The following is a 24,723-nucleotide window of genomic DNA, read 5'->3' as shown; positions in this document are numbered from 1 at the left end:
ACGACGAGTCAACAACGATGGGTTCTGGGGCTGACCTCCCTCGGATCGGTGATGGTGGCGCTGGACACCCTGGTGGTGGCCGCGGCGCTGACCACGATCCGCACTGACCTCGGCGCATCCGCCGAGCAGCTGGAGTGGACGGTCAACGCCTACGGCCTGAGTTTCGCGATGCTTCTGATGACGGCCGCCGCGATCGGCGACCGCCTGGGCCGACGGCGTACCTATGCGGCCGGACTGGCACTGTTCACCGCGTCGTCGATCGCCTGCGCGCTGGCCACGTCGCTGCCGTTCCTGATCGCGGCGCGCGCCGTGCAGGGTATCGGCGCGGCGATGGTGATGCCGCTGGCGATGGGCCTGCTCGGGGCGGCGTTCCCGCCGGAGCGGCGCGGTCAGGCGATCGGCGTGTTCAGCGGCGTGACCGGGATCGCCGTCCTCGGTGGGCCACTGATCGGTGGTGCGGTGACCGAAGGGCTGTCCTGGCAGTGGATCTTCTGGATCAACGTGCCGATCGGCGTGGTCGCGATCGCGCTGGTGCTGACGAAGGTCCCGGAGAGCACCGGGCCGGCGCGGCGGCTCGATCTGGTCGGTGCGGTGCTGATCAGTCTCGCCGTACTCGGGCTGGTGTGGGGCACGGTGCGGGGTGAGTCGGCCGGTTGGACGAGTGCCGAAGTACTCGGTGCGTTCGCGGCCGGGGTGGTGCTGCTGGCTGCCTTCGGGTTCTGGGAGCGACGGACCGACCACGCGATGGTGCCGCTCGGGTTCTTTCGGAACCGGACGTTCACCGCTGCGAACTCGGCCGGTTTCTTCCTGAGCGCGGCACTGATCAGTGCGGTCTTCTTCCTCTCGCAGTACATGCAGGCGGTGCTCGGATCGGGACCGTTCAAGGCCGGTCTGCAACTGTTGCCGTGGACGGCGACGCTGTTCGTGGTCGGGCCGATCGCCGGCCGGCTGGTCGACCGCATAGGCGAACGTCCGCTGGTCGTGATCGGGATGGCGCTGCAGACCGGCGGGATGTTCTGGGTGAGCCGCGGCGCCGACCACTACTGGGAACTGATCGCGCCGCTGGTCATCACCGGCTGCGGGATCTCGCTCGCGATGCCGGCAGCCCAGAGCGCCGCGATGGTGGCACTTCCGCGCGAAGCCGTCGGCATCGCGTCCGGTCTCTACAGCATGAACCGACAGCTCGGCGGTGCGGCCGGCGTCGCGGTCCTCGGGTCGGTGTTCACAGCGGCCGGCGGTTACACCGGTGACGGATTCAGCCGGGCGCTGGCGGGTGGCGGCGTACTGTCGTTGCTCGGGGCGGTGTCGGGTCTGGGAATCGCGGCGCACCGGCGGACGCACGAGCCGGTCGAGCCGGTTGCAGCTCAGGCGGTGGAGGGAGCCGGATGAACCTCGAGGAGGAGTTCGCGCAGCACCGGGGCGAGCTGGTCGCGCACTGCTACCGGATGCTCGGCTCGCTGCACGACGCCGAGGACGCGGTCCAGGAGACGTACCTGCGCGCCTGGCGGGGCCACGCGGACTTCGAGCACCGTTCGACGGTCCGGACCTGGCTGTACCGGATCGCCACCAACGTGTGCCTGAACCTCCTGCAGCACAGCAGCCGACGGGTGGTCCCGTCAGCGCTGGGTGCCCCGGGCAACGATCCGGACGAGCTGCACGCCCAGGCCCTGGAGGTGCCCTGGCTGGAGCCGTTCCCGGACCAGCTGCTCGGGGCCGACCCGGCCACGGTGGTCGGCGACCGGGAGAGCTTGCGACTGGCGATGGTCGCTGCGATGCAACACCTCCCGCCGCGGCAACGCGCCGTACTGATCCTGCGCGAGGTGCTCACCTGGCCCGCCGCGGACGTCGCCTCATTGCTCGACACAACGACCGCCGCGGTGAACAGCTCGCTGCAGCGGGCCCGCGCCGAACTGGCTCGGCGGCAACCGCGGGAGGACGAGCTGAGCGAGCCGCACGAGCCGCTCCGGCGGGCCCTGCTCGACCAGTTCCAGGCGGCGATGGAGAGTAAGGACCTCGTCGTCCTGGAAGGGCTGTTCACCAAGGACGCGCGGTGGGAGATGCCGCCGATCCCGACCTGGTTCAGCGGGCGCACCGACGTACTGCGGCTGCTGGACTCGAAACTGCGATCCGGGCCGGACCGGCGGGTGCTCGTCGAGACCTCGGCGAACGGTCAGCCCGCATTCGCGCTGTACATCCGCGGCACCGACGACTTGTTCCACGCGCACTCGATCAAGGTGTTGAGCCTTGCCGATGCCGGGATCTCGGCGGTGCTCGCGTTCCACCAACCGTCTTTGTTCCCAGCCTTCGGGCTGCCGTTGATCCATCGGAGATCTTGATGTCTTTGGCAACTACCCTGCGGGGACTGCATGTCCCCGGAACACCACTCGTGGTCCCGAACGCCTGGGACGCGGCATCGGCCCGGCTGATCGAGGCCGCCGGATTCTCCGCCGTGGCGACGAGCAGCAACGCCACCGCGGCCGTCCTCGGGTACGACGACGGCGAGCACGCCCCCGTTGACGAGGTGCTGACCGCCGCGACCCAGATCGCGCGCTCGGTGGCGGTACCGGTCACCGTCGATTTCGAACGCGGTTACCGGCTGGCACCGGCCGAACTCGTCGAGCGGTTCCTCGCCACCGGCGCCGTCGGCCTCAACCTCGAGGACTCCGAGCCGTCGACCGGTGCGATGGTCGATCCGTCCGAACAGGCCGACTTCCTGGCCGCGGTCCGTGCCGCGGCGGGCGACGCGCTGGTGATCAACGCCCGGATCGACGCCTTCGTCCGCCAGGCCGGTACGCCGGAGGAACAGCTACGGACCGCACTCGATCGTGCCACCCGCTACCTCGCCGCGGGTGCCGACTGTGTGTATCCGATCGGTGTCGGTGATCTCGACCTGATCGGCACGCTGGTGAAGGAGATCACCGGTCCCGTGAACGTCGGCTACGGGCAGGGCGCCAACTCGCTCGCCGACTACACGGCGCGCGGCGTCGCCCGGATCAGCTTCGGGCCGATGTTCCAGCGGCACCTGTACGGAACCTTCGCCGGCAGCGTCCTTCCCGCCCTGCAAGCGGACCGGAATCCGTTTGCCGGATGAATCTCCGCGCGGACCGGTGTGGAATCCGGGCGATCGGGTAATGGCGCCTAGGTAGTGGAAGGCAACCATCGACGGAACGGGGAAAAAACGATGGGCATGTTCGACAACATGAAGGACAAGGCCGGCGACCTGGCGCGCGAGCACGGCGAACAGGTGGACGAAGGTCTGGACAAGGCCGGCGAGTTCGTCAACGAGAAGACCGGTGGCGAGCACGGCGACCAGATCGACCAGGGCAAGGACTTCGCCAAGGACCAGCTGGACAACCTCGGCGGTCAGAACGACGACAACGAGTCCTGAACCGGAACGCCCGAGCGGCCGCGGACCTCACCGCGGCCGCTCCGCGTGGGCCACGCTCTCTCAGCCGGCTCTCAGCACGACACTCGCCGGCACGGCGGACCTGGCTGCGAACCGTCACCGGCCGACGCTGTTCCGTACAGTAGGAGCCCTGAGCAACAAACTCGCTGTGAATCGGCTGAGTATTCACTGATAGGCCGAGCGTCAACACCTGATCAAAAACCCCGACAGGCCTTCGTCTACGGCGTTTCCCGTCGTACGCTCTGCTTGCGAGGGGGACGGGTGGGTCGGCAGGGGGGAACTGCATGACGCTTGGATTTTTGCCTGCACTCGGGGGAGGGCAAGCAATGAATCCGTTGCGCCGTGCCCTGGTCTGGATCTCGGGGGCCTCGGCCGGACTGGGGGCGGCACTCGCCGCGACAGTCCCGTTCGAGAACGCGGAACTGATCGACATCTCGCGCCGGGGCGGAACCCCCGGCGCCAACCATGTCGCGGTGGATCTGGCCTCACCCGACGCGTGGCCGATGGTCGAGAAGGACTTCCGGCAACGGATCGAAGCCGGCGCCCCGGACCTGGTGGTGTTCATCCACAACGCCGGGACACTCACACCGCTCGGCCCGGCGGACCGTGTCGACACCGAGCAATACACCCGTAACGTGCTGCTGAACTCGGCCGCCGCTCAGGTGCTAGGACACTCGTTCCTGAACGCGGTCGCCGGCGGGGACTTCGAGAAGCACCTGATCATGGTGTCGTCGGGCGCGGCGAAACGACCACACGAAGGCGAATCGAGCTACTGCGCGGCCAAGGCCGCCATCGACCAATGGGTACGCACGGTCGGGCTGGAGCAACAGCGCCGCAGCCTGAGCTGCCGGGTGGTCTCGGTGGCCCCCGGTTCGGTCGACACCGACATGCAGGCCGAACTGCGAGCGTCGAGTCCCGAACAGGTGCCGGAGTCGACCCGCTTTCGCGAGATGGCTGCCCAGGGCAAGCTTGCGACACCCGAATCGGTGGCCCGCGCCATCTGGTCCCTGATGAACCGCGACGTCGAGAGCGGCGCCGTGCTCCACGTTCGCGACCTGGAGTGAACCTCTCTTACTCCACGGACTCGGCGAGCCGGTGGATCTGGTCTCGCGTGGCCGGGTAGAGCTCGGTGTAGGTCTGGAACAGTCCGTCGTACGTCGCCGCGATCGAAGGATCGGGCGTGACGACGTGATGTGGTCTGGTCCAGTCAGTACTCGGTGGGACGGCTCCGATCCCGATGGCGGCCAGTAGCGCATCGCCGTACGCGGCGCCGATCGTCTGCTCGGGCACAGTTTGGGAGATGCCGGCGACGTCGCTGACGATCTGGGTCCAGAGGCCGCCCTGCGTTCCGCCGCCGACGGCAACGATCCGGTCGGCCGGTCCGAAGATGTCGAGGATCTGCCGGACACCACAAGCGATCCCCTCGTACGCCGCGCGCAGCAGGTGACCGCGACCGTGGCGCAGCGTCAGGCCGGCGATCACACCGCGCGCGAGCGGGTCGTAGATCGGGGTTCGTTCGCCACTGAAGTACGGCAGCATGACCAGCCCCTCGCTACCGGCCGGGACAGCGGCCGCTTCGCGCAGCAACGTGTCGAACGGCGCACCGCCGGTGAGCTCCTGCAGCCAGGTGGTGACCGTCCCGGACGTCGCCATACCGGCAGCCAGCGTGTGCGATCCGGGCTCGACACCGGAGGCCGTCCACAGACCGCGCACGCTGGTCGGTGCCTCGAGCACCTGGACGAAGAACATCGTCGAGCCGTACATCACCATCAGATCGCCAGGACGTCGTACGCCGACGCTGAACGCCTCGGCCCAGGCATCGACGGTCCCCGCGACGACCGGCGTACCGACAGTGAGGCCCGTTGCCGCGGCGGCCGTTTCTCCAACTACGCCGACCTGTTCGGACGGCCACACCAACCGCGGCAGCGCGAGGCCGGGCAGGACCGCCTCGACCCAGTCCGTCGCCCAGTCCTGGCGGTGGATGTCGTAGAACGGGTCGCATTGGCTGGCGGTGTGGTGATCGAGGATCCACTCGCCGGTCAGCCGCGCCACGACGTACGAATGCGCGCTGAACCAGCGGTCCTGCGGGCGCCACGCCGCGCCGGCCTCGCGGCGCAACCACGCGAGCTTCGGGCCGATCGCCTGGCTGGACAGGTCCTTGCCGCAGCGTTCGAGGATCGCCTCCGCGCCGAGCTGCTCGGTGATCTCGGCGATCTCCCGGGTCGATCGGGTGTCGACGCCGTACAGGATCGCCGGTCGGCGGGGGCGCAGGTCGTCGTCGGTCTGGACGACGCACGGCCCGAGTCCCGAGACGCACACCGCGGCAACGTCTCTCGGTGTGCTCGTCAGCTCGGTGAGTACTTCAGTGACGTCGCCCCACCAGTCGCGTTCGGGATCCATCTCGGCCCAGCCCGGCTGCGGCAGGCTCGGGGCGTGGTCGCGACGGGCGACCGCCACGACCTCCCCGTCCAGCGTGCTCAGCACAGCCTTCGTACTGCCGGTTCCGATGTCGACCCCGATGACGAAGCTCATCCAGCAATTGTCCAGGTGTGCGGGACCCCGGCGGTCAGAGACACCTCCTCGCGGCGATCCCCGTGCCGCAGCACGACCGTGGTGTCGCGATCAGCCGTGAGGACGGCGTTCGCGGCCGCGCTGGACCACGCGAGGTCGACCGCGACACCGCCACGCGCCCGTAGGCCCGTGATCGCGCCCTCCGGCCAGGCGGCCGGCAGCGCGGGGAAGATCTCGAGTTCGCCCGCGTGGCTCTGCAGGAGCATCTCGGCGATCCCCGCGGTGGCGCCGAAGTTGCCGTCGATCTGGAACGGCGGGTGCGCGCAGAACAGGTTCGGATACAGGCCGGAACCGTCACCGACGTAATCCGTGCCCGAATCCCCGGCCGGGGTGAGCAGCTCGCGGACCAGGCGGTGCGCGGCGGCACCGTCGCGGAGCCGCGCCCAGAGCGAGATCCGCCAGGCGAGCGACCAGCCGGTGCTCTTCTCACCGCGCAGCTCGAGAGTGCGGGCCGCGGCCGCCGCGAGTTCCGGCGTACCGTCCGGGGTGATCTGGTCGCCCGGGTGCAGGCCGAACAGGTGCGACGTGTGACGGTGCAGCGGCTCAGCTTCGGGCAGGTCCTCGAGCCATTCCTGCAGCTGGCCCTGGCTGCCGACCTTCGGGTCCGGGATCCGCTTGCGCCCGGCGGCGAGGTCGTCGATCAGCGGGTCGGCGAGGCCGAGCTCGGCCGCGGTCTGGCCGCAACGGTCGAAGAGGTCGGCGATCAGGGCGAGGTCCATCGTCGACGAGGTGGTGACCGAGGCCGGTTGGCCGTCGGCGGCGATGTACTCGTTCTCGGGCGAGGTCGACGGCGCGGTGCCGAGGGAGCCGTCCGGGAGTTCGACCAACCAGTCGAGACAGAACTCGGCGGCGCCCCGCAGTACCGGCCAGGCGTCGCGGAGGTAGTCGCGGTCGCCGGTGAACGCGTAGTGGTCCCAGAGGTGACGGCACAACCACACGCCCGCCATCGGCCAGTTCGACCACTTCGGGTTGCCGTCGACCGGAGCGGTCCAGCACCAGGCATCGGCGTTGTGATGGGCGGTCCACCCGTTCGCGCCGTACAGGACCTCCGCGGTACGGCGGCCCGCGCGGGCGAGCTCGCCGACGTACCGCAGGAGCGGCTCGTGGCACTCCGATAGTGACGTGGTCTCGGCGGGCCAGTAGTTCATCTCGGTGTTGATGTTGACCGTGTAGTTGGAGCTCCACGGCGGCTGGAGGTGCTCGTTCCAGATCCCCTGCAGATTGGTGGGCAGGCCGCCGGGACGGGAACTGGCGATCATCAGGTAGCGGCCGAAGTTGTAGATCAGCGCGGCGAGGCCGGGGTCGTCGCCTGCCTGCGTGAGGCGGCGGTCGGTGCTCAGCTCCACGGTCGACGGCAGCATGAGGATCGAGCGGCGGAACAACGCCTGGTAGTCGTCGACGTGTTCTTGCCGAAGGGCTTCCGGCGTTTTCGTGAGGGCGTTCTGCAAGATGGCGTCGGCCGCATCGCGGCACTCGGCCGGCGTCTTGGTCGGGGTCGTGTGCGGGTCCACGTAGCCGGTGGCAGTGGACAGCGCCACGAGTACGTCGGTGGCGTTCGTGATCGTCAGCGCTTCGTCGGTCGGCTCGAGTACGCCGTCCGTCTGCGCGCGCAGGACGACCGCCGCACTCATGCCGCGGTCGTCACCGTCGGAGTACTGGATCGGTTCGTCGACGTTGCCGTGCGGTGGCGCGACGGACGACGGGCAGACCGCGAGCAGCGCAAGCCCGTTGTCGCCGACGGCTTCGGTATCGCCGCGGAGTTGCGAGCTGAGGCGGAGCGTCACGGTGAGCGGCTGCGAGGCGCCCAGACGTAGGACCAATGCCTGCGCCGGCGCGCTCACGAACACCTCCTGCCAGACCGCGACCCCAGCCACCTCGTACTCCACGCGAGCCACCGCCTCATCGAGGTCGAGTCGCCGCCGGTACTGCGTGACCTCGCCGTCGAGCTGGAAGTCGAGGACCAGGTCACCGAGCGGGAGGTACGCCTGCGAGTACCCACTCTGGAACCCGTGCGCGAGCTCCTCAGCCGTCCGTACGTCGCCCGCCGCAACGGCTGCCCGCACACGATCGACCGCATCGGCTCCGACCGCGCCGAGCGGGGTGGCGAGCCGGCGCATGGTCTCCGGACTGCCGGACCAGCAGGTCTCGTCGTTCAGGGCGATCCGGTCCTGCCGGGGTCCGCCGAAGCACATCGCCCCGATCCGCCCGTTCCCCACCGGCAACGCCTCGAGCCAGTTCGCCGCGGGAGCGTCGTACGTCAGCTCGGTGGCGGCCGCAGTCATCCGATCTCTCATGAGGAAGATCCTCCCCCGCCGACCACTGTGGCGCGAGCGGGGGTCCAGCGATCGGTCAGGCGGCCTTGGTGAACTGGGTCGCGTACAGATCGGCGTACAGGCCGCCGTGCGCGAGGAGCTGTTCGTGCGTGCCGCGCTCGTGGATGCGGCCCTCGTTGAGGACCAGGATGACGTCGGCGTTGCGGATCGTGGACAGGCGGTGCGCGATGACCAGCGACGTACGGCCGACGAGTGCGTTCGCGAGGGCGGTCTGTACGGCGGCCTCGGACTCGGAGTCCAGGTGCGCGGTGGCCTCGTCGAGGATCACGATCGACGGCGACTTGAGCAGCAGCCGGGCGATGGCGAGGCGCTGCCGTTCGCCGCCGGACAACCGGTACCCGCGATCGCCCACCACGGTGTCGAGACCGTCGGGCAGGCTGTCGACGAGAGCCGCGATCTGAGCCGCTTCCAGAGCCTCGCGTAGGTCCGCGTCGGTGGCGTCGGGTCGGGCGAGCAGCAGGTTCGCACGGATCGTGTCGTGGTACATGTGCGAGTCCTGCGTGACCACACCGATCGCCGCGCGCAGCGAGCTCTGGGTGACTTCCCGGACGTCGTGACCGCCGATCAGGACGGCTCCACCCGTGGCGTCGTACATCCGGGAGACCAGCGACGACAGCGTCGACTTGCCGGCACCGGACGGGCCGACGACGGCGACCATCTGGCCGGGTTCGACGGTGAACGTGACGTCCTCGAGAACCTCTTCCCCGGTCTCGGCCGACAGCGTCGCGACCGACTCCAGAGAGGCGAGCGACACCTCCGCGGCGGACGGGTAGTGGAACGACACGTGATCGAACTCGATCGACGGCTCCGCGGTCGGCGGGAGCTTCTTCGCATCCTCACGATCGGCAACCATCGGCGGCAGGTCGAGCACCTCGAGCACCCGCTCGAAGCTGACCAGCGTCGTCATCACGTCGACCTGGATGTTGGACAGCGCGGTCAACGGCCCGTACAGCCGGTTCAGGTACGCCGTGAGCGCGACGACCGTACCGATCCCGAGCGCTCCCTCGACGGCGAACACACCGCCGACGCCGTACACCAGGGCGACCGCGAGAGCGGCGACCAACGTGAGCGAGACGCGGAAGACACTCGCGTACATGGCGGTGGTGACGCCGATGTCGCGGACCCGGGCGGCCTTGCCGGCGAAGTCCTTCGAGGAGTCCTGGGTACGGCCGAACACCTTGGCGAGCACGGCGCCGGCGACGTTGAAGCGCTCGGTCATCGTCTGCGCCATCGTGGCGTTCAGCTTGTAGGTCTCAGCCGTTGCCTCGCGCAACTTCCCGGCGAGCAGCCGGGCCGGGATCACGAAGAGCGGGAGGACGACGAGGGCGAGGAGCGTGATCTGCCAGGACATCACGAACATCGCGCCGAGCACGAGGGCGACGCTGAGCAGGTTGCTGACGACGTTGGACAGCGTCGAGGTGAACGCCTGCTGGGCGCCGAGGACATCGCCGTTCAGCCGCTGGATCAGAGCACCGGTCTGGGTACGGCTGAAGAACGCGACCGGGAGTTGCTGGACATGGTCGAAGACCGCGGTCCGCAGGTCATAGACGAGACCTTCACCGATCCGGGCCGAGAACCAGCGCTCGGCCAGGGTGATCGCGCTGTTCGCGAGGGCGAGCACGGCGACGACGAGGGCGAGCCAGACGACGACCTGGGCATGGCCCGGGACGATGCCTTTGTCGATGATCGCGCGGAACAGCAGCGGCGTGACGGCTCCGGTGCCGGCGTCGAGCGCGACGAGAACGAGGAAGGCGGCCAGATAGCCGCGGTACGGGCGGGCGAAGCCGAGGATTCGGCGCAGGGTGCCCGCGGACAGTTTGTGATGCCGGACGGAGGAGTCCTTCAGCAGCGAGCGCATCGCCCGACCACCGCCGCCTCCCCCACCCGGAAGCCCGGACATCTGTGACATGCAGATCCTTCCGATGGGCAGTTCGGACATTACTGAGCTTAACTCACTATGAGCTAACCTCACAACATGTCCGTTTGTTCCCCCGCGCCCGCGAGCGGCCCACTAGGCTCTGCACATGAATGCGCCTGACGACGCCGCGGAGCAGATCGCCGGCTTGCTGGATCGGATCGTCCGGCGGCAGCGGCGGGCGTCCCGGGAAGGATTCGGGGACAGCGTCACGCACGGGCAGTTCCGGGTACTGCGAACCTTGGACAACGCCGAACAGACGCTGCGCCTGAGCGAACTCGCGGCCCGCCTCGGCATCGTGCCGCGCTCGGCCACCTCGGTCGTCGACGACCTGGAGGCGGCCGGACTGGTAGCCCGACAACCAGATCCCCATGACCGGCGGGCGACACTGGTGGACCTCACGCCGGACGGCCGCAAGATCCTCGCGAACCTCCGGGAGAAGCGCCGCGACGTGATGGTCAGTCAACTGACCCGCCTGAACGACCGCGAGCAACAGACCCTGATCACTCTTCTCCAATGCCTCGCAGAGGACTGAATGCGCACCTCCCGCCCGGTGCTGACGTACGTCGGCGCCGCATTCGTCGCGGCCGGCCTACTCGTCGCCATGTACTTCATCCAGCAACTCACCGGCGCGATCCCGGGCTCCCCCACCCCCGTCGACGGCCGGCCGATCGCGATCGACGGTGTCGGACTGACGATCTTCTCCACCACCAAGAACGCCGCCCAGAGCTGTTCGGCGCACGACGCGCAGGGCACCGCGATCGACCTGAAGCCGCCGGCCCGCCACGAGCAGTGGGACGACGCCGGGGACCTGTACTACGTGGTCGCGCACTCGGTCGACAAGGTGCCGGCGCAGACCGTCGAGGTGGCGTGCACGGGCGAAGCGACGTACTTCGTCGGTCGGCGGCACACGGCCGATGTGTTCCTGAAGCCCGCGGCGTCGGCGCTCGCGGCGTTCTTCATACCTGGCGCGATCGGTGCGGCCCTCATCGTCGTGGATCAGGTACGCCGACGCCGACGCCGTACCTGATGCCGGCTCGGGGAGGATCCTGTGCCCGATGTGGGTACACGATCCTCCCCAAGGTTGGGTCAGGCCTTCTTGAGGTGGGCGATGATGCCGTCGAGGTCCTCGATCATGCGGTTCGGGCGGACCATGTGGCCGCCCGGGTCCTCGTGGGCGGTGTAGGCGATGTTGGCCTTGTCCAGAGCGGCCTTGAACTCGCGGTGGCCGGCCAGGACCTGGGTCTCGTTGGCGTAGTCGAACGGGTCGGGGCTCGGGCTGGTACCGGCGACCAGGAAGATGCGCTTGCCGCGGTAGCGCTCGAGGTTCTCCATCGGGTTGTCGGCGGTGACGCGCTTCTCGTCCCACGCCGGGGCGCCGTAGATGGTGCCGCCGGCCAGGTCGACGGCCGCCGAGGACACGTTCGCCCAGTGCACGACCAGGCCCGCGTCACGACGGACGCTGGCCGGGCCCGAGTGCGAGCTGACGGAGGCGAAGTGCCCGAAGTACTTCGCGGTGTACTTGAGCGCGCCGAAGCCGCCCATCGAGAAGCCCGAGACGGCGCGGCCGGCGGCCTCGGCGTGCGTGCGGAAGTTGGCGTCCACCCACGGCACGAGCTGGTTCAGGTGGAAGTTCTCCCAGTTCCGCGGGCCGCTGTTGCTGCTGACCGGGTTGGAGTACCAGCCGGCCTTGCCGCCGTCCGGCATCACCACGATGATCGGCTTGCCGGCGGTCCACTCCCGGATACCGAGCCGGTCGAACTCGATGAAGTCCTGGTTGCCGCCGTGCAGCAGGTACAGCACCGGATACGTGCGGCCGCTGGTGGCGTAGTCACTGGGTACCAGCACGTTGACGGCCGGGGCCCAGCCGATCTCGCCGGTCTCGAAGCGGAAGTACTTCATCCGCGGATCGTCTTCGTTCCGGTCTTTGATGTGCAGGCCGAAGCCGTCGTCCGCCGCGGATGCGGCGACCGAGGTGGCCAGAATGGTGCCGGCGCCGAGGCCGGCCGCAACGGTCAGCCCGCCGGCGGCCTTCAAGATGTTGCGCCGGGTGGGGCGAGGTGCGCTCACCATGATCTCCTGGATCTCTGAGGAGTTAAGGGACAGAACATTCACCGTCAGTGACGGTGTCGATCTAAGTTAGTAGCATAACTTTGGGGTCAGCCCCGCCAGAGGAGACTTGTGACAGCGCATCCGCCCCGCCGGAAGACCGGCGGCCGCCAGGCACAGATCACCGTCGCGGACATCGAGCGGGAGGGTCTGCGGCTCGGCCTGCCGAACCTGACGGTGAACGGCGTCGCGACCGCGCTCGGCGTCTCACCGACCGCGCTGTACCGGCACGTCGACGGCAAACTCGGACTCGAGGCGCTGGTCGGTGAGGCGGTCCTGCGGGAGCTGCACATCGTCGACGACCCGGACCACGACGTCGAGGCGCACCTGTTGTCGTTCGCCGGGCAGATCCACACGTTCGTCGTCGGTCACCCGGGACTGGCGGCGTACATGCAGGGGCTGTTCCCGCGGGGCGAGTCGGGCGTCCGGCTGCAGCGGGAGGCGATCGAGGCGCTCGGCCGGCGCGGGTACAGCCCGGCGAGCGCGGTCCTGATGTCCGGCACGGTCGCGTCGCTGGCGATCAACCTGTCGGCCGCCGAGGAACGGCATCGCCCGTACTTCGAAGGTCCGCACCGTCGCGAACTCGAGAAGGTCTACGCACTGCTCGCCACTGACGAACTCTTGAGCGCCGCCCACCAGGCACTTCCGCCGATCAGCTCGGACGCGTACTTCCGGATGGTGATGACCGGGTGCATCCGCGGCCTGGTCGCGGCGGCTCCCCCGCATCGCCCGGCACTCGAGGTTCTCACCGAGCTCGGGCTGGAGTAGCCGCGGTGGATTGAGGACTTCGCGCAATCCGCCCGGGCCGAGCGTGCGGGGCTGATTGATTGTCGGCATGCGAACACCGACAACCACACCGGCGCAGGCCGCCGAGATGATCCGGACGGACCAGCAGCTGTTGCTGAGCCGGGTCGAAGGACAGCGTGAGGACGAGCTGCGAGCGCCGTACGACGTCAGCGCCGGACCGCTCGGCGACTTCTGCGACTCGCTGCACGACCTCGTCGCGCACGTCCTGATGTGGGACGAGATCACCCTCGCCGTACTGCGGGACGCCAAGGCGGGCCGCCTGCACTGGAGCCTCGATCCGCGGTGGGAGACGGCCGAGATCGGTCGTGCGCTCAACCGCGGGGGCGTCGACGCCGGACGGCTCATCCCGTCCGAGCTGCTGCTGCACCGGTTCCGCAGCGTCGGCGCCGCGCTGGTGGCCGAGCTCGAGCAGTACGACGACCAGACGTGGACGGACCCGTCGACGGGGGCCGGGTTCGACGGCGGGATCGGGGCCTTGGCCGAGTACGTGTCGACGACGCCGGACGGGTTCCTGTTCGCGCACGCCGCCCGTCATCTGCAGCCGGTCTCCGCGTGAGGGCCGAGCTCATCGACAGCCCGACGTACGGGCCGGAAATCGACGCGCTGCTGAAGCACCTCGCCAACCAGCCGGTGGACCCGACGCTGGACGCCTATCAGGCGCTCCTGCTGGACCGCGAGGATCTGCCCGATCCGGAGCTGGCGAGTGCGTGTGATCGGCGAGCGACCGTCGAGGACTTCACCGTCGACCTGCCGGGTCGGTCATTGGAAGCACGCAGTTACCGGATGTCGAAGGAACCCCGGCCGATCGTGCTCTGGCTGCACGGTGGTGGCTTCGTCGGCGGGCACCTGCGTGACATCGAGTACGCGACCTCCGGGATCGCCGTCGCCGCCGACGTCACGGTGGTGTCGCTGAACTACCGGCTGGCGCCCGAGGACCCCTTTCCCGCGGGGCTTCACGACGTCCGCGACACGCTCGCGTGGATCCGTGAGCACGTTCACGAGCTGAACGGTGACGGACGGATCGTGGTGGGCGGGCAGAGCGCCGGTGCCGCGCTGGCCGCGGGCGCCTGTCTGCTCGCGCGTGACGACGGCACTCCGCTCCCGGACCGGCAGATCCTCTGCTATCCGACGCTGGATCTGCATCCGGACGAGGACTGGCACGAGTGGTACTTCCCGACGGACGATGCGCCGCCCACCGCCGTACCGCTGCGCGCGAGCACGCTTGCCGGTCTGCCGCCGACTCTCGTACTCGCGGCCGGCCGGGACTCGTTGCGCGACGATGCCCTGACCTATGCGGATCGCCTCACGCAGGACGGCGTACCGACACGATTGGTCGAGTACGCCGACACCATGCACGCGTTCCTGAACTTCCCCGGCGTCCTGTCGGCAGGGCGGCACGCGGTGGAGCTGATCGGGGCCGAACTCCGCGACCTCAGTGGTCGGCGCGGTGAGTGAAGAAGCGCGCCGGGTCCCCGGCGGCCCGCGGGTTGGAGGCGAGCCAGGTCACGAACGAGTCGGGATGCCGGCGCTCCAGTTCGTCCAGGTAGGCACGCCGTACGTCGACCATGGCCTGCCGCCGGTCGGGCGCCAAGGCCCGTTGGAGCTGGGTGAAACTGCGGCGCCACGCCAGGCAGAGCTCGGCGTCGCTCAACTCACTGACGTTCCGCACCACGGCAGCCAGGTACTTCGGCATCGGCCAGTCCGCCACGGGACGGCAGTCGGACCGGACTTTGGCCAGCTGCCGATTCGATGCCTTGGGCAACTTGATGGGCCGGCGCCGGCGGGGCGGCCGCCGCGGGGGCCGGCCGGCGCGCCCGGAACGCAGCCAGCCGATGACGGGCGGGGAGACACCGAGCACGAGGAACACCAAGGCCACCGTGCGCGCGCCGACCGCGGCGGCGTACCCGCAGATCGCGAGCACCCCCAGTCCGCCGAGCACGGCCCAGCGCGGGATCAGATAGACCAGATCCCCGGACGGCAGGTCACGCCCGAGCCCGACACTCAGGCAGACGGCCCCGACCGTCAGTCCGGCGACCAGGAAGGCCGCCAGATTCGTCGCCGGTGACACGAACACCAAGGAGGTGATCACCCCGATCGCGACCAGCAGGCCGACGGCAGCGCGCCAGATCCGCACATACCGCAGTTCGACGTCCACCATGGTCACCCAGTGCCCCATCGCAGGGACCTCCAACCGGAGTCGTAGTGGCCCCGCTACCCCAGTGTTACTCGTTTCAGGGCTGCAATGAAGGCGGCCGTGGCCGGTGGATCCGGAGGTTCGCCGTACGTCGCGAGGTGGATCCGGCGGACGATCGGCACCACACTGGTCCGGACCCCTTCGGCGAGATGCGACCGGAGCGCCAGCGCGGGCATGGTCGTGACGCCGAGACCGGCCGCGACGAAGGCCTGTTTGACGATGATGTCGTCGCTGGTGAACGCGATCCGCGGGGTGAATCCGGCGTCCGCGCAGTGGTCTAGCAGCTCACGCCGGCAGTTCACGCAGCCCGCGATCCAGTCCGAGTCCCGGTGGTCGGTGAGCGTCTCCCCGGTACGGCGGCTGAGCAGGTGCACCGGGTCGTCGCGAAGGTGGGTGTAGCGCAGACCGTCGTCGGGCTGCGCGTCGTCGTACCGGAACACGATCGCGAGGTCGAGGTCGCCGGCGCGGAGCTGCTGGGTGGCGATCCGGGGGTGGACGTCGGTGAGCTCGAGCTCGAGGTTCGGGTGCGCGCGGCGGAGTTCGGCGGCGGCGGGTGGGACGAGCACGCTGAGAGCCGAGCTGAAGGCGCCGACCCGGACCCGGCCGGATCGCAGGCCGACCAGCGCAGCAAGCTCGGCATCGGCCGCGTCGACGCGGCCGATGATCTCGGCGGCGCGGCGAGCCAGTACCTCTCCTTCAGGGGTGAGGCGGATGCCGCGGCCGGCCTTCTGCAGCAGCTTCGCGCCGGTCGCGGCCTCCAGGCGAGCGAGGTGATGGCTGACGGTGGGCTGGGTGTAGTGCAGCGCTGCGGCCGCCGCGGTGACCGAACCGTGCGCGGCGACCGCGGCCAGCACTCGCAGCCGGACGAGATCGAGCATGTATCGATGCTATCGATGTGTTCGCGGCCGGATTGGCATTGGACGCATGGATCCGTGCCGGGCACGGTGGACACATGACCGGCAAGGTGATCTGGCACATGACGATGTCCCTCGACGGCTTCATCGCGGACCGCGACGACGCCGTCGACTGGATGTTCCTCGCGGACGGCGGCCCGTCCGGACTCGGCGCGGAGGTGATCGCCACCACCGGCGCTTTCCTGTGCGGCGGCAAACGCGTCGAGCAGGTCGGCGAGAACCGCCCGTACGGCGGCGCCTGGACCGGACCGATCCTGATCTACACGCACAAGGACCCGGCGACCAACCCGATCCCCGAGTTCAAGTACGTCTCCGGCGACATCCGCGACGTGGTGGCCGACGGGCTGGCGGACGCCGGCGGCAAGAACCTCGTGGTCACCGGCGGCGCCGTACCGCGGTTGTCATTGGATGCGGGACTGGTCGACGAGATCGTCCTGCACATCGCTCCGGTGCTGCTGGGCGAAGGCATCCGCTTCTACGACAGTCCCGGGGTGGAGCCGACGAGGCTGAAGGTCCTCACCGCCGAAGCGTTGAACTTCCGCTTCGAAGTACTGAAGTGATCAATGCTCCGACCTGGTCGAGTTCGATCAGGAAGCCGTCGTGGCCGTACGGCGACGTGATGGTGTGCAGCGGGATGCCCGCAGCGATCGCCAGGGCTTCGGACTGGGCGGGTGGGTAGAGGCGGTCCGAGTCGACGGCGGCCACGATCAGGCGCGGCTTCAGCCGGCCGAGCGTGGTCGCCAGGTCGCCGCGGTCGCGGGTGATGTCGTGGGAGTTCATGGCTCGGGTGAGGACGACGTACGAGCCGGGGTCGAAGCGGCGGGTGAGTTTGGCGGCGTGGTGGTCCAGATAGGACTCGACCGCGTACCGGCCGCCGGACGCGGGGTCCTCGCCGAGCTGGGGATCGCGGCCGAAGCGGGCGGCCAGTTCGTACTCCGAGCGGTAGGTGATGTGCGCGATCCGGCGGGCGATGCCGAGGCCCGCGGTGGGTGTGCGGCCGGTGCCGTAGTAGTCGCCGCCCTGCCAGTCGGGGTCGGAGGTGATCGCCGCGAGCTGCGGTGCGCACCAGGCGATCTGCTCGGCCGAGGCGGCGCCGGTGGAGGCGAGCACAATCGCCGTACTGACGCGGTCCGGGTACATCAGCGGCCATTCCAGGGCGCGCATCCCGCCCATCGATCCGCCGATCACCGCTGCCCACCGGTCGATCCCCAAGGCATCGGTCAGCGCACCCTCGGCGGCCACCTGGTCCCGGACGGTGAGCGCGGGGAAGCGACTCCCCCAGGCTCGACCGTCCGAAGCCTTCGTGGCCGGCCCGGTGGTCCCCTGACAGCCACCGAGCACGTTCGCGGCGACGACGTACCAGTCCGCCGGGTCGAGGTATCCGGTCAGCCCGTCCCACCACCCCGGTGTCGGCTGCCCGGGACCGGCCGGACCCACCACGTGCGCATCACCGGTGAGCGCGTGGCAGATCAGGACGGCGTTGTCCCGGGCAGCGTTCAGCCGGCCCCAGGTCTCGTAGGCGATCCGGACGCCGGGGAGCCACGTACCGCTTTCCAGCGGCAGGTCCCCGACCGCGGCGAACTGTTTCACGCCTCAGGCCTTGGCTGCCGCGAACCCGACCTCGAGATCGGCCAGGATGTCGTCGATGTGCTCGATGCCGACCGCCAGCCGGACGAGCCCGGGCGTCACGCCGGACGCGAGCTGATCCTCCGCCGACAGCTGACTGTGCGTCGTCGAGGCCGGGTGAATGACCAGCGACCGTACGTCGCCGATGTTCGCGACGTGACTGTGCAGCCGGAGCGCGTCCACGAACCGCTTGCCCGCGTCGACGCCACCCTTGATCTCGAACGCGACCACCGCACCCGCACCGCGCGGCGCGTACTTCTGCGCGAGATCGTGCCACGGCGACGACGGCAGGCTCGCGTACGCGACGGAGTCCACCCCGTCACGCTGCTCCAGCCACCGCGCGACCTTCTGCGCGTTGTCGACGTGCCGCTCGATCCGCAGCGACAGCGTCTCCAGGCCCTGCGCGATCAGGAAGGCGTTGAACGGCGACGCCGCCGGACCGAGGTCCCGCAGCCACTGCACCCGGGCCTTCAGGATGTACGCCAGATTGCCCAGGTCCGAGCCGACGCCGAGATCCCGCGCGTAGGTGAGCCCGTGGTAGCTCGGGTCCGGGTTGTTGAAGCCCGGGAAGCGCTCCGGGTCGGCCGCGTAGTCGAACCTGCCCGAGTCCACGATCACGCCCGCGATCGCCGTACCGTGGCCGCCGAGGTACTTCGTCGCCGAGTGCACCACCACGTCCGCGCCGTGCTCGATCGGCCGGATCAGGTACGGCGTGGCGACGGTGTTGTCGACGACCAGCGGGACCCCGGCGGCGTGCGCGACCTCCGCGACGGCCGCGATGTCGAGGATCTCGCTCTTCGGGTTCGCGATCGTCTCGGCGAAGAACGCCTTGGTGTTCGGCCGGACGGCGGCCTGCCAGGAGTCGACGTCGTTCGGGTCCTCGACGAACGAGACCTCGATACCGAGCTTCGGGAACGTGTAGTGGAACAGGTTGTACGTTCCGCCGTACAGGCTCGGGCTGCTGACGATGTGGTCGCCGGCCTCGGCCAGGTTCAGCAGAGCGAGCGTCTCGGCGGACTGGCCGGAGGCGAGCAGCAGCGCCGCGGTCCCGCCCTCCAGGCTCGCAATCCGTTGCTCGACGGCGTCCTGGGTCGGGTTCTGGATCCGGGTGTAGATGTTGCCGAACTCCTGCAGGCCGAACAGGCTCGCGGCGTGCTCGGTGCTGTCGAAGGTGTACGACGTGGTCTGGTAGATCGGCAGCGCCCTGGCCTTGGTGGTCAGGTCGGAGGTCTGGCCGGCGTGGATCTGCCTGGTCTCGAACGACCAGCTGGGTTCGGTCATCTCGTCCTTCTCTCAGGGGGGTGACGGTCCGTGGTCAAAAGGTACTAATTAGGTCGACTTACTTTTCTAAATCTCAGAGCTTGGACAACCCAAGATCTGCAACCGGTTGCACGCAGGCCGTATCGTGGTCGCATGTCGTCACGTACGAGCCGGCCGCCGGGGGTCACCATCGGCGACATCGCGGCCGCCGCCCAGGTCTCCCGGTCGACGGTGTCGCGCGCCTTCACCCGCCCGCAGCTGCTCAGCCCGGAGACCGTCGACCACGTCCGCGAGGTCGCGGCCCGGCTCGGGTACGTCGGCAACCAGGCCGCCCGCGCGCTGTCGACCGGACGGTTCGGGAACATCGCGGTCGTCGTCCCGGACATCGCGAACCCGTTCTTCCCGCCACTGGTCCGGAGCCTGCAACTGGCCGCGGAGACCGCCGACCTGGCCGTCTTCCTCGGGGACTCCGACGAGTCCGCGGAGCGCGAGGCCAAGCTGATCGCCCGGCTGGCGCCCCAGGTCGAGGGCTTCGTGCTGGCGTCGCCGCGGCTGTCCGAGGAATTCGTCCGCGAGCTCGCCGGGACGCGTCCGGTCGTCCTCGTGAACCGTGATCTGGACGGCATCTCCCGGGTGCTGATCGACTCGTCGGGCGGCATGACGGAGGCCGTGATGCTGCTGAAGAAGCTCGGTCACCAGCGACTGGCCTACCTCGCGGGGCCCCGCGATTCGTGGTCGGACCAGCAGCGCCGGCAGGTGTTGACGCAGACCTCCTCGGCGGCCGGGCTGACGGTCGACGTCATCGAGGTCGGCCGGCCGAGTTACGCCGCCGGGCGGGATTCGGTGTCGGCGGTCGTCCGGTCCGGCGCGACCGCGGCGATCGCGTTCGACGACGTGGTATCGCAGGGCGTGCTGGCCGGGCTCGAGCTGCGCGGGATCTCGGTGCCATCGGACTTCAGCCTGGTCGGCTGCGACGACACCCTCGCCGCGCTCACCACACCGGCCTTGACCAGCGTCTCGGCCGGCGCCGCGACCGCTGGTACGGCGGCCGCGAAGCTCCTCGTCCAGCTCCTGGAGACCAGCGACCCGGACGCCGAGTGCGTCACGATCGCCACCCACCTGGTGATCCGCGCGACGACCGCTCCGGCGCGCGTAGAGCGTTGACGTGCAACCGGTTGCATGCTGGAATCGAACCCATGACTCGCATCGCCATCGCCGGCGCCGCCCATCCGCACGTGGCCTACGCGACCGCCGAGGTCGACCACGTCGCGGAGTACCAGCTGGTCGCGGTGGCGGACCCGGACCGGGCGACGCACCGCTGGGCGACGCCGTACGACGCGAAGGTGTTCACCGACCACCAGGAGATGCTGCGTGAGGTCGCGCCCGATGTGGTGATGGTGGCCGGGATCTACGGGGACCGCGGCCGGGTCGTCGTCGATGCCCTCGAGGCGGGTTGCCACGTGATCGCCGACAAGCCGCTGTGTACGACGCTCGAAGACCTCGACGCGATCGCGGAGGCCTCTCGACGTACCGGTCGGCACGTCACGCTGCTGCTCGAGAAGCGGTACTACCCTGTCACCCTCGCCGCGCTGGAGATCGTGCGCTCGGGCCTGCTCGGCACGATCCACGGCGTGACGTCCTCCGGCCCCCACAAACTCAACCGCCCGACCCGACCGGACTGGTTCTTCGAACGTTCGCGGTACGGCGGTCTGCTGAACGATCTCGCCGTCCACGACATCGATGCCGCGCTGCTCTTCACCGGGCTGACCAGCGGATCTGTGAGCGGCGCGATCGCGGACAGCTCGTACGGCGTCGCGAGTCTGACCGGTGCCGGCACCGTCATCTCCGCCGCCGTGGACTGGATGAATCCCGCTGGGTCCCCTGTGCACGGGGACTACCGGATGAAACTCGTCGGCACCAAGGGAACAGCCGAGCTGCTCTGGGCGCGTCAACGACTCGTGCTCACCACGACCGAGCTGGCGCCGCACGACGTACCACTGCCGGAGGGATTCCGGCCCGCCGAGCTGCCCCTGCAGGCGCTTGCTGCAGGCAACGAACCGGACATCACCACCGAACGCGGCCTGCTGGCCACCCGGCTCGCGCTGCTCGCGCAGCAGTCCGCCGAGACCGGCGGCGTACCGCTCGCCTGGACGACAACCTGAGAGAGGTCCTATGCGTTTCGCCCTGATCGGTGCCGGCGCGATCGGCACCGTGCACGCTCGCCTCATCGATACCCTCGGTACTGACGCCACGCTGGTCGCCGTCGTAGACCAGAGCCTGGACCGGGCCGGCAAGATCGTCGAGCAGTACGGCGGCCACGCGTACGCCAGCGCGGCCGAGGCGTACGCCGCCGAGGAGATCGACGCCGTCGCGATCTGTCTGCCGAGCGCGCTGCACGCGGACAACGCGATCGAAGCCCTGCACGCCGGGAAGCACGTGATCGTCGAGAAGCCCGTCGACATCACGCTCGCCGCCGCGGACCGCCTGATCGCTGCGCAGCGCGAGACCGGCCGGACCGTCGCCGTGATCAGTCAGCGCCGCTTCCAGCCACCGGTCACCCAGATCCGGACCGCGATCGACACCGGCGCCCTCGGCCGCGTCACCTCGGGGATCGCCGAGTCGGCGTTCTTCCGTCCGCAGTCGTACTACGACGGCGACGACTGGCGCGGCACGCTCGCTATCGACGGCGGCGGCGCCCTCATGAACCAGGGCATCCACGCGCTCGACCTGCTGGTGTGGATGCTCGGCCGCCCGGTCCAGGTCAGTGCGCAGACCGGCCGGCTCGCGCACGAAGGTATCGAGGTCGAGGACCTCGCCGGCGCCTCGATCCTCTTCGAGAGCGGGGCGATCGGGCTGATGCTCGCGAGCACGGCGGCGTACCCGGGCCGTCCGGTGCGGCTGACGATCCACGGCGACCAGGGGACGGCGGTCCTCGACGACGATCAGCTCGCGTACTTCGCGGCGGCCGAGGCCTCTCAACCTGAGGCGCCGGTGCTGGACGGGCCGGCCGACTGGGGTCCCACCGAGCTGGCCCACCTCGCGCAGTACCGCGACTTCATCGCCGCCGTTCGGGACGGCCGCGAACCCGCCGTATCGCTGGAAGCCGGTCGCCGATCGCTGGCCACCGTGCTCGCCGTCTACGAATCCGCCCGGGAAGGGCGTCCTGTCGAACTGGAAGAGGACTGACCCATGCCGCTGCGCGTCGCCCTGGTCGGCACCGAGAACAGCCACGCCGACCACATCATCGACCACCTGAACGTCGACCCGATCGCCGACACCGCACGCATCGTGGCGCTGGTCGGCGCTGACGACGAACGCAACCGCAAACTCGCCGCCACCGGTGGCATCACCAAGCTCGCGCCGACGTCGGCGGAACTGATCGGCAGCGTCGATGCGCTGATCGTCACCAACCGCGACGGCGCCCAACACCGCGAGCACGCCGTACCGTTCCTCGACGCCGGGATCCCGGTGTGGGTCGACAAGCCACTGGCTGCCGGTACGGCGGATGCGCGCGCGATTCTCGAGGCGGCGCAGCGCAGCGGCACCCCTGTGACGTCGTACTCGGCGGTGCGGTGGGTTGCGGATGCGGACGTGCTGGCTTCAGCGGAGGTCGGCGAGATCCAGACCGTCACCGTGACCGGGCCGGCGGATCCGGACAGTGAGTACAGCGGGATCTTCTTCTACGGCATCCATGCGGCCGACCTCGCGCAACGGCTGGCGCCTGGTGAACCCGGTCCGGTTGAGGTCTCGCGGGTCGGGTCGACGGTGGTCGTGCGGTACCGGAGTAACGACGTACTGGTCACACTGCAGTTGGTGAAGCCTACGGACGATGGGCGGGTGCCCTTCCACGCTGAGGTCGTCGGGCGGACCGGGCTCGCGAGTCGCGATCTGGAGCTCGGCGCGGACTACGTCGTACCTGGGCTGAAGGTCTTTCTGGAGATGCTGTCGAGTGGGCGGGCACCGCTTGACGACGCGACCATGCTGGCGCCGATCACGGTGCTGGAGCAGGTGTGAAGCGCCTCGTTGTCGCGCTCGCGCTGCTGCTCGCTGTTGGTCCGATGACGCCTGCGGTTGCTGATAGCGCTGCGCCGACGGTGACCATCGACTCGCCGGTCGACAGCGCTCGGGTTTTAACTGTCCGTGGGCACTACAACCAGGTGTCGGACATCCAGTTGGTGGTGGACGCGGAGCGGACCGTGCCGGTGACGATGGACGCCGCGACGGGAACTTGGAGTGCGACCGTCGACCTGAGTGACGTGGACGGGGCTGTCGGGCTCGCTGCCTACGGGAGGAATCTGCAGACGCTGTACAACCAGTGGTCGGCGTTCACCTCGGTGACGTTGCACAATCCGGGCGCGGCGAAACCGGTGGTCGCGGTCATCTCGCCGGTGATGGGTGCGGCGCTCGCTGGGGCGTTTGAGGCCGTGGTCCAGGTCAGTGGGTCAGCTCGTCCGCTGCGGCGTGTCGAGGTGCGCGTCAACGGTGGGGCGTGGCGGAGCGCCGTACACGTGCCTGGGCCGGGTGGGCGCTATCGGGTGCAGCTCGATGCCTCGCAGGGGTTCGCCGGGCTGGAGGCACGAGCCGTCGACGTTGCTGGGCGGATCGGGGTGTCGGGTAGTACGTACGTGTCGGTGGGCGAGGCGGTGAAGCCTGCGCAGCAGCTGTACAGCCAGGATCGCGCGATGTGGTTGTGGGAGCAGAACTCGTATCCGGCGGTCTTTGACCAGGCTGCGCGCGACAAGCTCGGTCGGGTCATGGACGATACGTCGACCTTCGGGTCGGATCCCTTGCGGACGTTGTACGTGGGCGTCGCGGCGTACGGCGGTCAGGACATGTTGCGTGACTCGCGGAGTCAGGTGGCGGCGTTCGTCCGGTGGGCGCGTGGACGTGGGTATCACGTGCAGGCGGTGATCGCGGGTGGCACTGTGCCGCCGTACCTGGGTGCGTTGCCGCAGTACCGGGATCGGGCGGTGGCGGAATTCACGAAGGTGCTGGACTACAACCTTGCGGTTGGTGCGGATGCGCGCTTCGACGGGGTGAATGTTGACATCGAGCCGTACCTGCTGCCGCAGTGGAAGGAGCCCGGGACGACGCTGCCGGCGCAGTGGCTTGATCTGCTCGCCTCGTTCATGCAGCTGCGGGACGCGTCCGGTCAGCAGCTGCTGGTTGGGCCGGCGATCCCGTTCTGGTTCGACAGCTCGGACTGTTGTACGGCGATCACGTGGCGCGGGAAGACTGCTCCGCTGAGCGATCACGTGCAGGATCTGACGGATTACGTCGCTTTGATGGACTACACGGACACCGCTGCCGGGATCATCGCCCGGGCCTCGCATGAGATCGGCTATGGCAAACCGCAGTCGGTGGTGATCGGGGTGGAGTCCAAGGATCTGTCCGGTACTGGTGATCCTGAGTCCGTGACCTTCTATGAGGAGGGGCGCACGTACATGGAGGCGGAGCTGGACAAGGTGTACGCGGCTGAGACCGGCCAGTCTTCGTTCGCTGGGATCGCCATGCATCACTACGGCAGTCTGCTGGTGCTGCCGTCCGTTTGGGGTGCGGGCGGGGTCTACTACCCGGGGTAGCCCTCA

24 protein-coding genes are annotated in these 24,723 nt (G+C 69.2%); 16 read left to right on the top strand and 8 right to left on the bottom strand.

Annotated elements, in window-relative coordinates:
• Positions 1 to 51: 51 nt before the first annotated feature.
• The 5 genes from AC0662_RS17695 to AC0662_RS17675 all read left to right on the top strand — a co-directional run bounded on the left by AC0662_RS17695 (position 52) and on the right by AC0662_RS17675 (position 4,470).
• Positions 52 to 1,389 (top strand): DHA2 family efflux MFS transporter permease subunit, encoded by a 1,338-nt coding sequence (locus AC0662_RS17695; protein WP_478301743.1) that lies wholly within the window; start codon positions 52 to 54, stop codon positions 1,387 to 1,389.
• Entirely contained in the window at positions 1,386 to 2,336 is a 951-nt protein-coding gene (locus tag AC0662_RS17690; protein WP_478301741.1) for a sigma-70 family RNA polymerase sigma factor, read from the top strand. The genes AC0662_RS17695 and AC0662_RS17690 overlap by 4 nt, the downstream gene beginning before the upstream one ends.
• On the top strand, positions 2,336 to 3,091 hold the full coding sequence (locus tag AC0662_RS17685; protein ID WP_478301738.1) for an isocitrate lyase/PEP mutase family protein: 756 nt from the start codon (positions 2,336 to 2,338) through the stop codon (positions 3,089 to 3,091). The genes AC0662_RS17690 and AC0662_RS17685 overlap by 1 nt, the downstream gene beginning before the upstream one ends.
• A gap of 90 nt (positions 3,092 to 3,181) precedes the next feature.
• Positions 3,182 to 3,388 (top strand): antitoxin, encoded by a 207-nt coding sequence (locus AC0662_RS17680; protein WP_478301736.1) that lies wholly within the window; start codon positions 3,182 to 3,184, stop codon positions 3,386 to 3,388.
• Positions 3,389 to 3,732: 344 nt separating this feature from the next.
• Positions 3,733 to 4,470, top strand: a complete 738-nt coding sequence (locus AC0662_RS17675; protein ID WP_452195283.1) for an SDR family NAD(P)-dependent oxidoreductase — start codon at positions 3,733 to 3,735, stop codon at positions 4,468 to 4,470.
• 7 nt (positions 4,471 to 4,477) lie between these two features.
• Here the strand turns inward: AC0662_RS17675 and AC0662_RS17670 are convergent, their stop codons facing one another.
• From AC0662_RS17670 to AC0662_RS17660, 3 genes are read right to left on the bottom strand one after another with little or no spacing between them, the layout of a single operon-like run.
• On the bottom strand, positions 4,478 to 5,938 hold the full coding sequence (locus AC0662_RS17670) for an FGGY-family carbohydrate kinase (protein WP_478301734.1): 1,461 nt from the start codon (positions 5,936 to 5,938) through the stop codon (positions 4,478 to 4,480).
• Positions 5,935 to 8,271, bottom strand: a complete 2,337-nt coding sequence (locus tag AC0662_RS17665) for a glycoside hydrolase family 95 protein (RefSeq protein ID WP_452195280.1) — start codon at positions 8,269 to 8,271, stop codon at positions 5,935 to 5,937. Before AC0662_RS17665 ends, AC0662_RS17670 begins: the two co-directional genes overlap by 4 nt.
• Positions 8,272 to 8,326: 55 nt before the next feature.
• Complete coding sequence (locus tag AC0662_RS17660; protein ID WP_478301731.1) at positions 8,327 to 10,219, bottom strand: ABC transporter ATP-binding protein; 1,893 nt, start codon at positions 10,217 to 10,219, stop codon at positions 8,327 to 8,329.
• A 115-nt stretch (positions 10,220 to 10,334) separates the two neighbouring features.
• Here AC0662_RS17660 and AC0662_RS17655 point away from each other — a divergent pair, with 115 nt between their 5' ends.
• Positions 10,335 to 10,760, top strand: coding sequence for a MarR family winged helix-turn-helix transcriptional regulator (locus AC0662_RS17655; protein ID WP_478301730.1), 426 nt, complete (start codon positions 10,335 to 10,337; stop codon positions 10,758 to 10,760).
• On the top strand, positions 10,761 to 11,255 hold the full coding sequence (locus tag AC0662_RS17650; RefSeq protein ID WP_478301728.1) for a hypothetical protein: 495 nt from the start codon (positions 10,761 to 10,763) through the stop codon (positions 11,253 to 11,255). It begins immediately after the preceding gene.
• A gap of 59 nt (positions 11,256 to 11,314) precedes the next feature.
• On the opposite strand, the gene AC0662_RS17645 is transcribed toward AC0662_RS17650, so the two are convergent.
• On the bottom strand, positions 11,315 to 12,298 hold the full coding sequence (locus AC0662_RS17645) for an alpha/beta hydrolase (protein ID WP_452195273.1): 984 nt from the start codon (positions 12,296 to 12,298) through the stop codon (positions 11,315 to 11,317).
• A 108-nt stretch (positions 12,299 to 12,406) separates the two neighbouring features.
• Here AC0662_RS17645 and AC0662_RS17640 point away from each other — a divergent pair, with 108 nt between their 5' ends.
• The 3 genes from AC0662_RS17640 to AC0662_RS17630 all read left to right on the top strand — a co-directional run bounded on the left by AC0662_RS17640 (position 12,407) and on the right by AC0662_RS17630 (position 14,596).
• Complete coding sequence (locus AC0662_RS17640) at positions 12,407 to 13,102, top strand: TetR/AcrR family transcriptional regulator (RefSeq protein WP_478301726.1); 696 nt, start codon at positions 12,407 to 12,409, stop codon at positions 13,100 to 13,102.
• A gap of 67 nt (positions 13,103 to 13,169) precedes the next feature.
• The gene (locus tag AC0662_RS17635; RefSeq protein ID WP_452195269.1) at positions 13,170 to 13,697 is read left to right on the top strand and encodes a maleylpyruvate isomerase N-terminal domain-containing protein; all 528 of its coding nucleotides are present in this window, start codon (positions 13,170 to 13,172) and stop codon (positions 13,695 to 13,697) included.
• Positions 13,694 to 14,596, top strand: coding sequence for an alpha/beta hydrolase (locus tag AC0662_RS17630; protein WP_478301724.1), 903 nt, complete (start codon positions 13,694 to 13,696; stop codon positions 14,594 to 14,596). Before AC0662_RS17635 ends, AC0662_RS17630 begins: the two co-directional genes overlap by 4 nt.
• On the opposite strand, the gene AC0662_RS17625 is transcribed toward AC0662_RS17630, so the two are convergent.
• Positions 14,574 to 15,317 carry a hypothetical protein gene (locus AC0662_RS17625; RefSeq protein ID WP_452195265.1) on the bottom strand — a complete coding sequence of 248 codons (744 nt, stop codon included), beginning with the start codon at positions 15,315 to 15,317 and terminating at the stop codon, positions 14,574 to 14,576. The two genes, AC0662_RS17630 and AC0662_RS17625, sit on opposite strands and share 23 nt — an antisense overlap.
• Positions 15,318 to 15,352: 35 nt before the next feature.
• On the bottom strand, positions 15,353 to 16,213 hold the full coding sequence (locus AC0662_RS17620; protein WP_452195263.1) for a LysR family transcriptional regulator: 861 nt from the start codon (positions 16,211 to 16,213) through the stop codon (positions 15,353 to 15,355).
• Between the two features lie 74 nt (positions 16,214 to 16,287).
• On the opposite strand from AC0662_RS17620, the gene AC0662_RS17615 reads away from it, so the two are divergent.
• On the top strand, positions 16,288 to 16,809 hold the full coding sequence (locus AC0662_RS17615; RefSeq protein WP_452195261.1) for a dihydrofolate reductase family protein: 522 nt from the start codon (positions 16,288 to 16,290) through the stop codon (positions 16,807 to 16,809).
• Here AC0662_RS17615 and metX read toward each other — a convergent pair.
• Positions 16,766 to 17,839: a homoserine O-acetyltransferase MetX gene (gene metX, locus AC0662_RS17610; protein WP_478301721.1), complete on the bottom strand. Its 1,074-nt coding sequence runs from the start codon at positions 17,837 to 17,839 to the stop codon at positions 16,766 to 16,768. The two genes, AC0662_RS17615 and metX, sit on opposite strands and share 44 nt — an antisense overlap.
• A gap of 3 nt (positions 17,840 to 17,842) precedes the next feature.
• Positions 17,843 to 19,156, bottom strand: a complete 1,314-nt coding sequence (locus tag AC0662_RS17605) for a bifunctional o-acetylhomoserine/o-acetylserine sulfhydrylase (RefSeq protein WP_478301719.1) — start codon at positions 19,154 to 19,156, stop codon at positions 17,843 to 17,845.
• Positions 19,157 to 19,288: 132 nt separating this feature from the next.
• Here AC0662_RS17605 and AC0662_RS17600 point away from each other — a divergent pair, with 132 nt between their 5' ends.
• The 5 genes from AC0662_RS17600 to AC0662_RS17580 are packed head-to-tail and all read left to right on the top strand — an operon-like array spanning position 19,289 to position 24,717.
• Complete coding sequence (locus tag AC0662_RS17600; protein ID WP_452195255.1) at positions 19,289 to 20,299, top strand: LacI family DNA-binding transcriptional regulator; 1,011 nt, start codon at positions 19,289 to 19,291, stop codon at positions 20,297 to 20,299.
• Positions 20,300 to 20,331: 32 nt separating this feature from the next.
• On the top strand, positions 20,332 to 21,297 hold the full coding sequence (locus AC0662_RS17595) for a Gfo/Idh/MocA family protein (RefSeq protein ID WP_478301717.1): 966 nt from the start codon (positions 20,332 to 20,334) through the stop codon (positions 21,295 to 21,297).
• Positions 21,298 to 21,307: 10 nt separating this feature from the next.
• Complete coding sequence (locus AC0662_RS17590; protein ID WP_478301715.1) at positions 21,308 to 22,321, top strand: Gfo/Idh/MocA family protein; 1,014 nt, start codon at positions 21,308 to 21,310, stop codon at positions 22,319 to 22,321.
• A 3-nt stretch (positions 22,322 to 22,324) separates the two neighbouring features.
• Positions 22,325 to 23,149: a Gfo/Idh/MocA family protein gene (locus tag AC0662_RS17585; protein WP_478301713.1), complete on the top strand. Its 825-nt coding sequence runs from the start codon at positions 22,325 to 22,327 to the stop codon at positions 23,147 to 23,149.
• Complete coding sequence (locus AC0662_RS17580) at positions 23,146 to 24,717, top strand: hypothetical protein (RefSeq protein ID WP_478301711.1); 1,572 nt, start codon at positions 23,146 to 23,148, stop codon at positions 24,715 to 24,717. Before AC0662_RS17585 ends, AC0662_RS17580 begins: the two co-directional genes overlap by 4 nt.
• Positions 24,718 to 24,723 lie beyond the last annotated feature (6 nt).

The sequence above is a fragment of the Kribbella sp. NPDC043289 genome, from assembly GCF_056436705.1.
This window is presented reverse-complemented; position numbering and strand designations above follow the sequence as displayed.